The 15,405-nt window shown below is 63.6% G+C and carries 13 protein-coding genes; 9 read left to right on the forward strand and 4 right to left on the reverse strand.

Annotated elements, in window-relative coordinates:
* The first annotated feature begins 56 nt into the window (after nt 1–56).
* From AC4LFW_RS16085 to AC4LFW_RS16100, 4 genes are all read left to right on the forward strand, one after another.
* Complete coding sequence (locus tag AC4LFW_RS16085) at nt 57–545, forward strand: Lrp/AsnC ligand binding domain-containing protein (protein WP_045431082.1); 489 nt, start codon at nt 57–59, stop codon at nt 543–545.
* Between the two features lie 112 nt (nt 546–657).
* Entirely contained in the window at nt 658–1,968 is a 1,311-nt protein-coding gene (locus AC4LFW_RS16090; RefSeq protein ID WP_491820341.1) for an NAD(P)/FAD-dependent oxidoreductase, read from the forward strand.
* A 58-nt stretch (nt 1,969–2,026) separates the two neighbouring features.
* Entirely contained in the window at nt 2,027–3,577 is a 1,551-nt protein-coding gene (locus AC4LFW_RS16095; protein WP_491822148.1) for a phospholipase D family protein, read from the forward strand.
* A gap of 181 nt (nt 3,578–3,758) precedes the next feature.
* The gene (locus tag AC4LFW_RS16100; RefSeq protein WP_491820342.1) at nt 3,759–4,505 is read left to right on the forward strand and encodes a hypothetical protein; all 747 of its coding nucleotides are present in this window, start codon (nt 3,759–3,761) and stop codon (nt 4,503–4,505) included.
* 6 nt (nt 4,506–4,511) lie between these two features.
* On the opposite strand, the gene AC4LFW_RS16105 is transcribed toward AC4LFW_RS16100, so the two are convergent.
* From AC4LFW_RS16105 to AC4LFW_RS16115, 3 genes are all read right to left on the reverse strand, one after another.
* Nucleotides 4,512–5,033: an Mpo1 family 2-hydroxy fatty acid dioxygenase gene (locus tag AC4LFW_RS16105; RefSeq protein ID WP_491820343.1), complete on the reverse strand. Its 522-nt coding sequence runs from the start codon at nt 5,031–5,033 to the stop codon at nt 4,512–4,514.
* A gap of 118 nt (nt 5,034–5,151) precedes the next feature.
* Complete coding sequence (locus AC4LFW_RS16110; protein WP_491820345.1) at nt 5,152–6,720, reverse strand: methyl-accepting chemotaxis protein; 1,569 nt, start codon at nt 6,718–6,720, stop codon at nt 5,152–5,154.
* 157 nt (nt 6,721–6,877) lie between these two features.
* The gene (locus AC4LFW_RS16115) at nt 6,878–8,395 is read right to left on the reverse strand and encodes a 3-hydroxyacyl-CoA dehydrogenase (protein ID WP_491820347.1); all 1,518 of its coding nucleotides are present in this window, start codon (nt 8,393–8,395) and stop codon (nt 6,878–6,880) included.
* 130 nt (nt 8,396–8,525) lie between these two features.
* On the opposite strand from AC4LFW_RS16115, the gene AC4LFW_RS16120 reads away from it, so the two are divergent.
* Nucleotides 8,526–8,972, forward strand: coding sequence for a PaaI family thioesterase (locus tag AC4LFW_RS16120; protein WP_491820348.1), 447 nt, complete (start codon nt 8,526–8,528; stop codon nt 8,970–8,972).
* On the forward strand, nt 8,973–10,310 hold the full coding sequence (locus tag AC4LFW_RS16125; RefSeq protein ID WP_491820349.1) for a hypothetical protein: 1,338 nt from the start codon (nt 8,973–8,975) through the stop codon (nt 10,308–10,310).
* Between the two features lie 7 nt (nt 10,311–10,317).
* Here AC4LFW_RS16125 and radC read toward each other — a convergent pair whose 3' ends face one another.
* On the reverse strand, nt 10,318–10,992 hold the full coding sequence (gene radC, locus AC4LFW_RS16130) for a RadC family protein (protein WP_491820351.1): 675 nt from the start codon (nt 10,990–10,992) through the stop codon (nt 10,318–10,320).
* A gap of 120 nt (nt 10,993–11,112) precedes the next feature.
* Between radC and coaBC the strand changes: the two genes are divergently transcribed.
* From coaBC to algC, 3 genes are all read left to right on the forward strand, one after another.
* Entirely contained in the window at nt 11,113–12,321 is a 1,209-nt protein-coding gene (gene coaBC, locus AC4LFW_RS16135; protein WP_491820352.1) for a bifunctional phosphopantothenoylcysteine decarboxylase/phosphopantothenate--cysteine ligase CoaBC, read from the forward strand.
* A gap of 2 nt (nt 12,322–12,323) precedes the next feature.
* The gene (gene dut / locus AC4LFW_RS16140) at nt 12,324–12,779 is read left to right on the forward strand and encodes a dUTP diphosphatase (RefSeq protein ID WP_491820353.1); all 456 of its coding nucleotides are present in this window, start codon (nt 12,324–12,326) and stop codon (nt 12,777–12,779) included.
* A gap of 1,231 nt (nt 12,780–14,010) precedes the next feature.
* Entirely contained in the window at nt 14,011–15,402 is a 1,392-nt protein-coding gene (gene algC, locus AC4LFW_RS16145; protein WP_491822150.1) for a phosphomannomutase/phosphoglucomutase, read from the forward strand.
* Nucleotides 15,403–15,405: the final 3 nt, after the last annotated feature.

Genomic DNA, 15,405 nt, shown 5'->3' on the forward strand with positions numbered 1-15,405 from the left:
GGCTATATTTGCGATTTATTCACGCCGCTAACGGCAACTTCAGAGGCGATACGCCTATGCGGACCAAGCATCAGACCCGGCGCGAGCTGGACAAGATCGACCGCCAGATCCTCCGCCTGCTGCAGGCCGAAGGGCGGATGCCGTTTACCGAGCTGGGCGAGCGTATCGGCCTGTCGACCACGCCGTGTACGGAGCGCGTTCGACGTCTGGAGCGCGAAGGCATCATCATGGGCTACACCGCACGGCTGAATCCGCAGCATCTGAAAGGCGGATTGCTGGTGTTCGTCGAAATCAGCCTGGCCTACAAGTCCGGCGACATCTTCGAGGAGTTCCGCCGTGCCGTGCTCAAGCTGCCACATGTGCTGGAATGCCATTTGGTGTCGGGTGATTTCGACTACCTGATCAAGGCGAGAATTTCGGAAATGGCTTCATACCGCAAGCTGCTCGGCGACATCCTGCTCAAGCTGCCCCATGTGCGCGAATCCAAGAGCTACATCGTCATGGAAGAGGTCAAGGAATCGCTCGAACTGCCGGTGCCGGAATAGAGCCGTAAGCAACCGTGAGCAGCCTGATTTGGCATCAGTCCCGCGCTGCTTTTGCTCTGCAATAAACATCCGGTCTACCCTTCGGCCCATGCAAACCGAACAAGGCTCGACCATGACGACCCGGCAACCGACCGCACCCGCACAGCTCCACGCCCCGTCCTACTACGCTGCAAGCGCCAATCGGCCATTGGCATTCGCGCCCCTGCAGGGCGAGCAGCAGGCGGACGTGTGCATTATCGGCGGCGGTTTCAGCGGCCTGAACACCGCCATCGAGCTGGCTGAGCGCGGCCTGTCCGTGGTGTTGCTGGAAGCCCATCGGATCGGTTGGGGCGCCAGCGGCCGTAACGGCGGCCAATTGATCCGTGGCGTCGGGCATGACGTCGAGCAATTCCAGCCAGTGCTGGGTGACGATGGCGTGGACAGCCTCAAGCGCATGGGCTTCGAGGCGGTGGACATCGTCCGCCAGCGCATCGAGCGCTATGGCATCGAGTGTGATCTGACCTGGGGCTACTGCGACCTGGCGACAAAGCAGCGTCATGTCGACGGCTTTGAGGCCGATCACGCCGACCTCCAGCGCCTGGGCTATCCCCATCCGTTGCGGCGCGTACCGAAAGAGGGCATGGGCGACGTCATCGGCTCGGATCGTTACATCGCAGGCTTGATCGATATGGGCTCCGGCCATCTGCACCCGCTCAATCTGGCGCTGGGGGAAGCGGCGGCGGCAGAATCACTGGGCGTACGGTTGTACGAAGAGTCCACCGTCGAACGAATCCAATACGGACCGCAGCTTCAGGTACACACGGCGCGGGGCAGCGTCCGTGCTGGGCAGCTGGTCCTGGCCTGCAACGCTTATCTGGGCAAACTGAACACATCGCTTGCGGGCAAGGTGTTGCCGGCCGGCAGCTATATCATCGCCACCGAACCGCTGCCGGAGGCGCTCAGAAGCCAGTTGCTGCCGCAGAACATGGCCGTCTGCGACCAGCGGGTGGCGCTGGATTACTTTCGCCTGTCGGCTGACGGGAGACTGCTGTTTGGCGGCGCCTGCCATTACTCGGGACGCGACCCGAAAGACATCGAGGCCTATATGCGGCCCAAGATGCTGAAGGTGTTTCCGCAGTTGCAGGGCACCCGCATCGACTTCCAGTGGGGCGGCATGATCGGCATTGGTGCCAATCGCCTGCCTCAGATCGGTCGGTTGCAGGACCAGCCCAACGTTTATTACGCCCAGGCCTACGCCGGGCACGGCTTGAACGCCACGCATCTGGCCGGTCGACTCCTGGCCGAAGCCATTACCGGACAGGCTGAAGGCCGTTTCGACCTGTTCGCTCGAGTGCCGCACCCGACCTTCCCCGGCGGCCAACGCCTGCGCTCACCACTGCTGGCGCTGGGCATGCTCTGGCACCGGCTAAGGGATCAGTTCTGAATTCTGCCGTTGCGCTGACGTCCAAGCTGTCGAGGAACAACAATCGACAGGAGTGACCCTGCGCATGCGTCTGCTACTCGTGGCAGTGCTGTTCCTGGCTGGCTGCGCCGGCCAGATCACCCCCACCCCGCCATCTTATGCATTGCCGAGCCACCACTCTGCGCTGGCCCGGCAAGTCGAGACGCTGGCAGCCGAGCAGCCTGCGGGCACGTCCGGCTTTCGACTGCTGTCCGACAGCGCCGATGCCTTTGCAGCGCGTATGGAGATGATCCGCCATACCCAGACCAGCCTCGATGTGCAGTACTACATCGTCCATGACGGACTCAGCACGCGAGCATTGATCGACGAGGTGCTGCGCGCCGCCGACCGCGGCGTCAGGGTCCGGCTGCTACTCGACGACACCACCAGCGATGGCGGCGACTACCAGATCGCCACCTTGGCGGCGCACCCGAACATCCATATCCGCGTATTCAACCCGCTGCACCTTGGCCGCAGCAATGCCATCACCCGCTCGCTCGGACGATTGCTGAACCTTTCACAACAACACAGGCGGATGCACAACAAGCTGATGCTGGCCGACAGCAGCCTGGTCATCGTTGGGGGGCGCAATCTGGGGGACGAGTATTTCGACGTGGATCAGGGGTTCAACTTCGCCGACATCGACCTGCTCGCAGCCGGGCCGGTCGCCGCAGAGCTGGCGGTGAGTTTCGACCAATACTGGAACCATCAGCTCAGCGTGCCGATCCAGCAGTTTCTTCGCAATCCGCCCAACAGCGTCGACCTTCAACAGGCGCGCCATGACATTGCGCGCTACCTGCAGGCTGAACGTCGCAAACAGGATCGTCGTTTCCAGCACCTGATGGGCAAACTGCAGGCACCGCTGCTTCAATCCTGGCTGGCTGAGCTGATCTGGGCGCCAGGCAAATCGATGTGGGACCATCCCGACAAGATCGAAGCAGCCGGCATCCCGGATGAAAGTCTGCTGCTGACCACTCAGCTGCAGCCGAGCCTGGACGGCGTCCGGCGCTCGATGACCCTGATCTCCGCTTATTTCGTACCGACCAGCGAAGGCGTCGAATACCTTGCCAGCCACGCCAACGACGGGGTCGCCGTGCAGGTCCTGACGAACTCCCTCGAAGCCACCGATGTGCCAGCGGTCCACGGCGGATATGCACCCTATCGGGTCGCATTGTTGAAGGCCGGGGTCCGGCTGTTCGAGCTGCGCCGGCAACCGGATCAGGAAATCCTGTACAGCCTCAGCGGCGATTCGGAATCGAGCCTGCACAGCAAGGCGGCCGTGCTCGACCGCGAGCGGGTGTTTCTCGGCTCGCTGAACTTCGATCCACGCTCGGTCCTATGGAATACCGAGGTCGGCATACTGATCGACAGCCCCACCCTGGCCAACGAGGTCCATCAGCTGTCGCTGGAAGGCACGTCTCCCGCCGTCAGTTACGAGGTAAGGCTGATCGAGCGCAATGGCGAAGAGCAGCTGGTCTGGGTCGCCGAAGATGAGGGGCAACGCAAGGTGCTGTTGCGCGAGCCCGGAGGTGCCTGGCGGCGGTTCAATGCATGGCTCAGCGAAGTCATCGGCCTGGAGCGGATGCTCTAGCTGCGGGCAGTGAAAAGTTTCGTGTCACTTGTGCCAATATCGCCTCGCAAATGGCCGCGCTCGGGTAATTCATCCATTGGAGTGATACCAGAGTGCCCTTCCTTGACTAGGCTACCAGCCGACAATGCGCAGCCCGCAACGGCCGCGCACCTGCTTCTATAAAAATAAAAAGGAGCGCGACATGCCTCATCGCACATGGCTATGGATGGCGGTCTTGCTGGGCTGCTGGTGGCCAGCCCTGCTCAACTCCGCCCAGGCTCAACCATTCACCGCGCTGGAAAGCATGCAGATCCATGCCAACCGCGCCACCAGCAGTCTGCTGCTCTATCGCGGCGAAGGCTTTCAAAAAGCGCATCTGACCCGGATGGAAAACGACCTGCAGGCGCTGGCAGCTACGGTCAGCCAATTCCAGGCGGCAAGCAGCGAGCTTCGCGAGCTGCACCGCCATCTGCAAGCCACGCTACGCGAGGGTGCAGAGTTCGGCCATGAGGAAGACGACATGCCGTGGGGCTGGCCCTTGCAGATGAGCAAGGCATTACGCGATTTCCTGACTGCCGTTCGCAGCCAGCAGGGCGCAGACGGCAGTGCCGAGCTGCCAGCCAAGGTCGAATACCTCGCTGTGCAGTATCTGAGCCGCGCCTATGTCGGGTCATTCGAAACCGCGCGCGAGCAACCGGACACCTACCTGGGTCAGGACGAACGGCGACTGGTGCCGTCGATCGACAGCCAGCTGGCCTTGCTGGACAGCAAGGTCGACCCCGCCATTGCCAGGCTGAAGACCCGCTGGAGTTTCCTGAAAGTCGCGCTGGAAGACATGAACAGCGGCACCAACAGCTTCAACACCGCCTCCGGCCGACCCTTCGCCCCGATCATGGTCGACCGCCATACCCGCAGTCTGAGCGACCAATGGATGGCGCTCGCTCCGTGACTCGACTCATGCGTCGAGCGGGCGTCGACGCACCTGCACCGGCCCGACGCGGGCCTCGATGGCCAGACGCAGCGGTTCGCGGCAGCCCAGCATGAAGCCGAGTTCGGTAGCCACGAACAGAGGTCCGATGATCAGACCGGTCAGGTCGTCGACAAACGCCGGCTTGCGCCCCTCGAAGTAGTGGCCGACAAACTGGATGACCCAGCCCACCACAAACAAGCCCAGCCCGGCGCTCAGCCAGACTGCTGTGGCTGCCTGCGCCAGTAACGCACCGACCCAGACACTGGCCAGCAACACCAGCGCCATGACCGCGGCGAAACGCAGATCCAGACGCAAGTAGAACAAGGTCGCGGCCAGCGCAACCAGCGCGGCCGGGCTTAGCCAGACACCGACGTCCATACCCGGCCGGGACGACAGTATCGCTACCGCAACGACAATCATCGGAATGCCAACGAAGTGGCTGAGCAGGTTGCGCGGATCGCGGTGGTAGGCCGCGTACTGCGCCAGGTGATCGGTAAGTGTCTTCATTGCATGCTCCGGTTTTGCCTGCCGCAAGCTTAGTCAGCTCGCCGGCTTGCCGGGTGGCGATGGCGCGTCAGTCAGTGCCAAACACCACCGCGCTTCGGCCATCGACGGCTTCCGGCCCCTAGTGTTCCGGCCGGTAGCCCAGCCGCAGGCCACCCCAGTGCCGGCCGCGGACATGGATCGGCACCGAGAGGTCGTGCATCAGCTCACCGGTGTCCCTGCTGTAGGTCTGCAGCAGCACCTTGCGCTCGTGACTGCCACAGCGCCCTCCGGTGCGATCGTTGAACAGCCGCTTGCTCCGACTCTTGACCCGGTCAATCGCGGGATCGCCCACCGGCGGCTGGCTGAACGCACGGTTGTGCGTGGGCACATAGCCTTCTGGCGTGGTGGCGATGGCATAGACCAGCGCGTCGTTGCGCGTGAGCAGCGGCTCCTGGATCGCTGGCAGGACCTGGTCGGCGTAACGGTCGAAACGAGTGTGATAACGCACCGGATCGGTGCCCGCCTGCGCCTTGTAGTTGCGATCGAACAGATCATCGACCGTCAGCCGTCCGGCCTCCAGATCCGCCTCGAAACGCGCAGCGATCGCCGCGGCGCCCTCCTGCGCCAGGTCGTAGATGCGCTGGTGATAGTCGTCAAGCTGGACTTCGGCGAGCTGTTCACTGACTGCCTCTGCCTGGCCGACGAGATTCTCCGCCGCCTGTTCCAGCTGCTGGGTCTGGGCCTCGCTGTCCAGCGCATCGCCACGCAGCTGATCCAGCGCAACGAACAGCTGGGTCAGCCGCTCATGATTGCTGGCCGTGCCCGAAGTGATCTCCGCCACCTGCTTTTCGACATCGCCGGCCAATTCAGCTATGCCGGTGAGCTGCGCACCCGTCCCGGCAATCTGTTCGGCCGCTTCGTCGAGCTCGCTGGCCTGTTGCTGGATATGCGTGACCACCGCCTCGCTCTGCTGGCGGATATCGCCAACCATTCGCCCGACCTCTTCGGTCGCGGTACTGGTGCGTCCAGCGAGATTACGCACCTCATCGGCCACCACGGCAAAGCCGCGCCCGGCCTCCCCGGCCCGGGCAGCCTCGATCGCCGCATTGAGCGCGAGCAGGTTGGTCTGACTGGCGATAGCCTGAATCACATCGGTGATCTGGCGGATCTCTTCGGTGCGCGCCGAGAGTCCATCGAGTAACTCACGGCTGGACTGGGTCTGCGCGCTGAGTGCCTGCATGCGTTCGATGGCGTCCTGCAGCGCCGCACGGCCCGTGTCGCTGCTACGCCGCACCGCTTCGGCGGCCTCCAGGGCCTGGCGGGCACGGCTGGCGCTGTCCTGCTCGGTCGCGGTCATCGCCTCGGCCCCATTGGCGATTTCGCTGATGGCGACCAACTGTGACTGCAGACGTGCCGCCAACTGCTCGGCGCTATACGAGACCTGGGCCGCCGACAGCGCGTTATGGCAGGTGTGACGTGACAGCCTGCTGCTCAGCGCAGCGAAACCCGACGCATCAGCCTCGGCCGCGGGCGACTCGGCAGTACGCACGCGCCCCGTCCAGAACCAGGGAATGAGACCAAGCAACAGCATCGACACCGCTACCAGGTAGAACGGTGGCTCCAGGAAGCGATAAACCAGCAACAGCCCAAGCAGAGCCACGGCATGAAGCAGACAGGCCCAGGGGTGAAGAAGGAGATAAGGGCGCATGGATGGCCTCTTGTTGTCATCCGGAAAAGGGGGTTGTACCACCTCTGCCACCAATGACCAGTATCCCTTGGCAGCAACCGGCCTGAACGCCGGTTACCGGGTTAACGGCAGCAACCGACGTTCCTTGAGCTGGATAGCTAATGAATGCAAGCCGCATTCAGCACGGCATATCGGGCGCCGCCAGCGGCAGGCCGAGCTGCACCCGCCGGCGCAACCAGGGGCTGGGCCGGTAGCGCGGTTCGTTGCCATAGCACGTCTGCATGTTTTCCAGTATCGCCAGGATTCTCGCCGGGCCGTAGTGTTCGGCGAAACCCAGCGGGCCCTTGGGGTAGCCCAGGGCGAGCTGAACGGCGCGGTCGAGCGTCTGCGGCGTCGCGATGCCTTTCTGAGCGATCTCGCAGCCTAGATTGACGATGCTGGCCACGATGCGCTGACTGACAAATCCGGGTGAGTCGTTGATCACCTCGACCGGCACGCCATCAGCGCCCAGGACCTGGCGGGCCTGAGCCTCCAATACCGGATCGAGCGCAGGCTGACGCATCAGCACACGACGCTTGTCGAGATCGCTGAAGGTATCCAGGGCCAGGGTTCGAACCGCTGGTAAGCCCAGCCGCTCGATGCACTGGCTGGCATCTTCACCCAGCGGAGTAATCAGGCAGACCGCCTGGTCCGACGGCTCGCTGCCAGATTCCAGCACGGCACCGGCCTGCCGCAGAAGCCCGCCGACCCGCGCCCGAAGTCCGGGCTCGATGCTGTCGAGCCAGAAGGGCCGATCAATGGTTACCGGATCGAAGCGAAGCTCGGGCGAGCGAATCTGCTGACCCTCTTCGTAGCGATAGTAGCCTTCACCGGTCTTGCGCCCCAGCAATCCCGCCGCAACCCGTTGTGCGGCCAGGTAAGACGGCTTATAGCGCGGATCGCTGTAGAACTGGTCGTGCACCGACTCCATGACCGCATGGGAAATGTCGAGACCGGTGAGGTCGAACAGCTCGAACGGCCCCATTCGAAAGCCCGGACCGTCCCGCAGGATGCGGTCGATCTGCTCGGGCGTGGCGATGCCTTCGCTGAGAATACGCTGGGCCTCGGTGCCATAGGCGCGGCCGGCATGGTTGACCAGAAAGCCGGGGGTGTCCGGCGTGATCGCCGGGAAATGCCCGGCCTGCTCGGCCAGCTGAACCAGCCGCTGGATGACTGCCGGATCGGTGCGTTCACCACGTACCACTTCGACGAGCTTCATTAGCGGCACGGGATTGAAGAAATGAAAACCTGCCACCCGCTCAGGCCGCGAGCAGGCGCTGGCGATGCGGGTGACCGATAGCGACGAGGTATTGGTGGCAAGTACGGCATCAGCCGCGATCAGGCCTTCCAGCTCGACAAACAGGCTCTGCTTCGCTTCGAGGTTCTCGACAATGGCCTCGATCAGCAGATCGCAGCCCGCCAGCTCTGTCAGCTTATGTGCCGGCTGCATGCGCTCGATGGTCGCCTGCAGCTCATCGGCTGACATGCGGCCCTTGGCAACGCTCCGCTCGAGCAGCCCGCGGTTGAATTGCAGAGCCTGATCGATCGCCTCGGAGCGGCTGTCATAGAGCCAGACCCGCTGCCCGGCGCCGGCGAACAGTTGCGCTATGCCGCGCCCCATCGCGCCGGCGCCGATGATGCCGATACGGGAAAACATGCGAACCTCCTGGTTTGGACGGTTGGTGCCGCACCAGATATTTCGCAGTGCGGAATGGTATTCCGATTAATTGACCAAGAGCCTAAAGACTGCCAGTCTCGTCTGCAAGCCATCCGCAACCAGAACCATCATGCCCACATCCGAATACTCGCCCGAGTTACTGCGGGAAACCCAAGCAACGGTCACCGGCTTTTTTCAGGATGTCGGCTGTGAACTGGTCGCCTATGGCCAGGGCCATGCCGTCATCGCCTTGAACCTGCAGCCGCGACACCTGAACAATGCCAGCAACATGCACGGCGGCGTGATGGCAACCTTGATGGATGTGGCCATGGGCCTCTGTGGCACCTGGGAGCCGGACCCGGCCCAGCGGCGGGTCGCAACCACCTTGTCGATGAGCCTCAATTTCAGCGCTCCGGCCTCTGCTGGCAGCCGCGTCAGGGCGGTAGCGAAATGCCGCTCGGGTGGGCACAAGATCTTCATGGCCGGCTGCGACCTGCTGGACGAGAACGACCGGCTGATTGCATTCGGAGAAGGCGTCTTCAAGCGTGGAGCGCTGCGCAGCGAGCTGCCCCGCTAAATGACGCTGCTGCTACCGCTGGCGTTGCTCCTCGAACTGCTGTCACTTGCCACGCGGCTGCAATCGCTGAGCATTCTCAGCGGTATGCTGCTTGCGACGTTTTTCGTCTGGCACTGGCGCTCGTTGATGCCCTATCCGCGCAGGCTCGGCATGGTCACGCTGGCACTGCTTGGATATTGGCTGCTCAGTGGCGAGGCCCACCTCCAGCAGGCCGCGCGAATGCTATCTTCGGCCGCGTATTACGCTGCGTTCATCGGCGCCCTGGGCCTCATGCACTGCGTGGTAAAGCGCCTGCACCAGCTCAGCGAACTGCACAGACTCCTCCTTGCCGGTCCCCGCCCCTGGCTTTATCCCAGCTATCTGCTGAGCACCTTCGCGATCAGTTCGATCCTCAGTTTCGGCATGCTCAACCTGATCTGCGGCTCGTTTGAGCGCCACCTCGAACGTCGCCCCTACAGTGATCTTCAGCGTCTGGAGGGTCGGCGCGGCGTGATGGTCACGTCGCTACGCGGATTTGCCCTGGTGCCCCTGCTGGCCCCAACCAGCGTGGCGGTGGCGATCCTGACGCGTGAGCTGCCAGGCCTGAGCTGGAGCGCGCTGCTGCCTTTCGGCCTGCTGGGCGGCCTTCTGCTCCTGCTGTTCGGCTGGCCTGAGGAGAACCGGCGCCTGCAGTTTCTGGCGGACACCACTCCTGACGAGCCCCAGGCGCAACCGGAGGGCAGTAGATTTCGCGGCCTGCTGCTCGGCAGCCTGGCGGGCGTCGCACTGATCACATTGCTCGCGGCATCTACCTGGTTGTCCGCGACCCAGGCTGCCATGTTGCTGGTGCCACTGGCTGTCATCACGATGCTGCTGTGGCAGCGTGTGGCCGCCAGGCAGGTGCTCGGCGAAATCAGCGACACCCTTGTCGGTATGCGCAACGAGACCTTTATCTTTGCCTGCTCAGCGCTGCTGGCCGGGCTGGCCGCCGCAATACTGCCAGTACACCAGCTGGCGGGACACCTGGGCGATACGCCACTGGCATTGTTCGGCCTGGGGGCCCTCGGCTCGCTGCTGGTGATGGCAATGGCGTTGCTCGGCGTCGCCCCGATCATCTCACTCAACCTGTGTGCGGCGCTGTTGGCGCAACTGGCGAGCCAGGATGTCGCCGTCATGCAGCCGGCTGTGGCACTGCTGTTCGGTTTTTCCCTGGCGATGCTGTTGTCGCCCTATGGGCCGTCGGCGCTGCTACTGGCCCGCCACGCCAAGCTGTCGCCCTGGCGCATCGCGCTTGGCTGGAACGGGCGGTTCGTCCTCAGCGTCCTGCTGCCGCTGCTGCTCATCCCGCTCCTTGCATGAGCAGTGATCACATCCACCCATACTCGGCCATGGACAGCGGCTCGCCATCGCCGACGATGAAATGATCGAGCACCCGCACATCGATCAGCGCAAGCGCATCGGTGAGCTTGCGGGTCAGGTGCCGATCAGCCTGACTGGGCTCGGCAACGCCGGACGGGTGATTATGCGTGAGGATCACCGCTGCGGCGTTCTGCGCCAGCGCGCGCTTGACTACCTGCCGGGGGTAGACGCTGGCGCCGTCGATAGTCCCGTGAAACAGCACCTCGAAGGCCAGCACGCGGTGTTTGGAGTCGAGAAACAGGCAAGCGAAGAGTTCATGCGGCTCATGCCGCAAGCGGGCCTTGAGGTAATCGCGTACCGCCTGCGGGCTTTCCAGTGCGGAATCGCGGCGAATGCGCTCGGCCAGGTGCCGTCGCGCCATTTCCAGCACCGCCTGCAGTTGGGCGAACTTGGCCGGGCCTAGTCCGAGATGCCCGCTGAACTGCTGCAGATCGCTTTCCAGCAGCGCACGCAGGCTGCCAAACTCGCTGAGCAGATGGCGAGCCAGGTCCACCGCGCTCTTGCCGGTCACCCCGGTGCGCAGAAAGATCGCCAGCAATTCCGCGTCAGACAGGGCCGCCGCGCCCTGCTCCAGCAGCTTTTCCCGTGGCCGTTCCGATGCTGGCCAATTACGAATGCTCATGTCACCTCCCTGTCGAGCCTGCCCCTCGTCCTGTGGGGGCGCTGTGCTATCTTAGCGGCCTTTTATCCACGGTCATCGGCCCTCGCCGGAACCAGTTCTCACCCGTGACAAGGCAGGCCTATGCAGCGGCTTTATCGTAAACGCATCGTCCTGGGCGTCGGCGGCGGCATCGCTGCCTATAAAAGTGCCGAGCTGGTGCGCCGGCTCCGCGACCAGGGCGCCGAGGTACGCGTCGTCATGACCAACGGTGGTCGTGAATTCATCACCCCGCTCACTCTCCAGGCTCTCTCCGGCCACCCGGTCCATCTGGACCTGCTTGACCCGGCCGCCGAAGCCGCCATGGGCCACATCGAACTGGCGCGCTGGGCCGATCTGGTCCTGGTGGCGCCTGCCACGGCTGACCTCATGGCCCGGCTGGCTCAAGGCGTGGCCAATGATTTGTTGACGACCCTGGTATTGGCAACCAATGCCCCGGTTGCCCTGGCTCCGGCGATGAACCAGGCGATGTGGGCGGATCCCGCCACCCAGGCCAACCGCGCACTCCTGCAGCAACGCGGTATTCGGCTGTTCGGCCCGGCATCCGGCAGCCAGGCCTGTGGCGATGTCGGTCTTGGTCGGATGCTCGAGGCAGACGACTTGGCCCAGGCCGCTGCCGACTGCTTCGAACGCAACCTGCTGACCGGAACCCATCTATTGATCACGGCCGGCCCGACCCAGGAAAACATCGACCCGGTGCGCTATATCACCAACCACAGCTCCGGAAAGATGGGGTTTGCCCTGGCCGAAGCTGCCGCGGAAGCAGGCGCGCGCGTGACGCTGGTGGCCGGCCCGGTGTTCCTGCCGACACCCGACCGGGTTCAGCGAATCGACGTCGTGAGCGCGCGCGACATGCTGGCCGCCTGCGAAGCGGCAATGCCTTGCGATCTGTTCATCGCGGCTGCAGCCGTTGCCGATTACCGCCCGGAGGTCATCGCGCCGCACAAACTGAAAAAAGACCCTGCCAAGGGCGACGGGCTGGTGCTGCAGATGGTTCGCAATCCGGACATTCTCGCCACCCTCGCCGGTCGCGAAGACCGTCCGTTCAGCGTTGGCTTTGCCGCCGAAACGGAAAACCTGCTGGAGTACGCGACGCGCAAGCTGCGTGACAAGAATCTCGATCTGATCGTGGCCAATGACGTGGCCAATCCGAGCATCGGCTTCAACAGTGAAGAAAACGCCGTGACGGTGATCGACCGCCAGCAGCACGAAACCCGCTTCAGCCAGGCCAGCAAAGGGCACATAGCCCGTCAGCTGATCGCCTTCATCGCCGACCGTTACCATCAGGCCTGACCATGCATAAACTCCAAGCGAAAATCCTCGACCCCCGCCTCGGCCAGGATTTCCCCCTGCCCGAATACGCCACCAGCGGTTCCGCCGGGCTTGACCTGCGGGCCATGCTCCAAGCTGACATTACCCTCGAGCCAGGGCAGACCCTGCTGATCCCGACCGGTCTGTCGATCCATATCGCCGACCCGAACCTGGCCGCATTGATCCTTCCCCGCTCCGGCCTGGGTCACAAGCACGGCATCGTGCTGGGCAACCTGGTCGGCCTGATCGACTCGGATTACCAGGGTGAACTGATGGTTTCCTGCTGGAACCGTGGCCAGACGGCCTTCAACATCGCCGTCGGCGAGCGTATCGCCCAGCTGATGCTGGTGCCGGTGATTCAGGCGCAGTTCGAACTGGTGAGCGAATTCGACAACAGCGAACGTGGCGCTGGCGGCTTCGGCCACTCCGGCAGTCACTGAAACCGTCTCGGCCCTTTCAGGACGAATGAGGAGCTTCATGAAACGCTTTCAGCGCACCGCCAGGGACACCGGCGTTCTCAACCCGGCCGACTCCACTTCATCCCGCCCGCGCCGAAGTGTCGGCCTGAAGATGCTATTGCCCGGCCTGATTCCCGGCCTGCTGGGGCTCGCCATTGCCGCTGCGCTGATCTGGGCGGCCCAGCAATCCAGCCAGCAGCAGCACAGTGCCGAGCTGGCGCAAGCCTGGGGCCAGAGCCAGGCATCCGCGATCAACCAGGCTCTCCGGCAGCTGGGCGAAGAGACACGTGCGGCGGCGAGCGATCCGCAACTGTTCGAAGCGCTGAGCAGCGAGGAGCCCAGGTTGATTCGCGCTGCCGAACGGGAACTGGGTTACCGGGACGGCGTCGTGGATGCACATCTCAGTCTGCGCGGCCAGGCGCGGCCGGACGCCAATCGTCCCGGCCCGCTGAACTTCGCCGCGCTGGACCTGGTTCAGCGCGCCGAGAATGGCCAGTCGCCAGCTCCCGAGGCGTTCAAGGTAGGCACCCGCTGGCTGCTCTACAGTGCAGCGGCGCTGCGCTCGAATGCCGATCAGCCGGTTCAGGGCACCCTGCTGCTGGTCACCAGCCTCGAACGCCTCCTGGCAACCTTGCCGCAGCTTCCTGATGAGGCAGGTCAGCTGCGACTGGTTCAGCAATTCAGCAATGCCCCGGCGCAGATGCTCACGCAGCGCGGCGGCACGGGGCAGAACGAGGAGGCGATAGACCTCGCAAGCGACAATCCGAACTGGAAGATAAGCTTCCTGCCAGCACCAGGTCTTGCCGCGGCAAACCAGCCATCCATGCTGTTACTGGCGGCCGCCCTGACGGCCCTGTGCGGCCTGTTGCTCGGTCTGCAACTGGTGCTCAGCGCCCAACAGCGCCGACTCCGTGAGGATGTATTGCACCTGGGCCAGATGGTGCAGGAACTCTCCAACGGCAAGACCATCAAAACACCGACCTTGAGCCTGCCGGCGCTCGACGCGCTGGCCAAGAGTCTGGTCCGATTGCCGCTGCGCACAGCCGGAGCGGCACCGGCCAACGCCTCGGCTGCACCCCAGCCCGCGGCCCGGCAAGCCCCATCCACCGAGTACGTCGATCCCTTGTTCCAGGACACCGATATTCTCGACATCGACATTCTCGACGAGGACCAGGACTGGCTTGGCCTCGACACCAAGGAGCGAGAAACCGCAATGAGCGCCCCCAAAGCCCCGCAACTGCCCGCGAGCATCTTCCGCGCCTACGATATCCGTGGCGTCGTCGGCGACACCCTGACCAATGAAACCGCCTACTGGATCGGCCGCGCCGTCGGTTCCGAGAGCCTGGCCCAAGGCGAACCGAATGTATCGGTCGGTCGCGATGGTCGGCTTTCCGGCCCGGAGCTGGTCCAGCACCTGATCCAGGGCCTGGTGGACAGCGGCTGCAGCGTGAGCGACGTCGGCATGGTGCCGACCCCGGTGCTCTACTACGCCGCCAACGTCTTGGCCGGCAAATCCGGCGTCATGCTCACCGGCAGCCACAACCCGCCGGACTACAACGGATTCAAGATCGTCATTGCCGGCGACACCCTCGCCAACGAGCAGATCCAAAAGCTGCGCCAGCGCATCGAGACCGGCGACCTTGCCGAAGGTGTCGGGCAAGCCGAGCAGGTCGATGTGCTGGAAAGTTATTTCAAGCGCGTTCGCGATGACATCGCCCTGGCCAAACCGCTCAAGGTGGTGGTCGACTGCGGCAATGGCGTTGCCGGCGTTATCGCGCCGCAGCTGATCGAAGCCTTGGGCTGCAAGGTCATCCCATTGTTCTGCGACGTCGACGGCAACTTCCCGAACCACCATCCGGACCCGGGCAAGCTGGAAAATCTCGAAGACCTGATCGCCAAGGTCAAGGCCGAGAATGCCGACCTGGGCCTGGCCTTCGACGGCGATGGTGACCGCGTCGGCGTAGTGACAAACGCCGGCACCGTGGTTTTCCCCGATCGCCTGCTGATGTTGTTCGCCAAGGATGTGGTATCACGCAACCCCGGTGCCGACATCATCTTCGACGTCAAATGCACGCGTCGCCTGACACCGCTGATCAGCGGCTATGGCGGACGTCCGGTGATGTGGAAGACCGGCCACTCGCTGATCAAGAAAAAGATGAAGGAAACCGGCGCCCTGCTCGCAGGGGAAATGAGCGGCCACATTTTCTTCAAGGAGCGCTGGTACGGCTTCGACGATGGCATCTACAGCGCGGTGCGCCTGCTGGAAATCCTCAGCCAGGACAAGCGCAACGCCGAGCAGGTCTTCTCCGCCTTTCCAAACGATCTATCCACCCCGGAGATCAATATCACGGTCACCGAGGAGAGCAAGTTCACCATCATCGAAGCGCTGCATCGCGATGCCCACTGGGGTGAAGCCAATATCACCACCCTCGACGGCGTGCGTGTCGATTACCCGAAAGGCTGGGGCCTGGTACGCGCCTCGAATACCACGCCGGTCCTGGTGCTGCGTTTCGAGGCCGAGACAGAAGAAGAGCTAAAGCGCATACAGGAAGTCTTCCGTGCGCAGCTTTATACTGTCGCGCCTGATCTCACCCTGCCGTTCTGACTT

The sequence above is a fragment of the Stutzerimonas sp. C6.4V genome, from assembly GCF_058536345.1.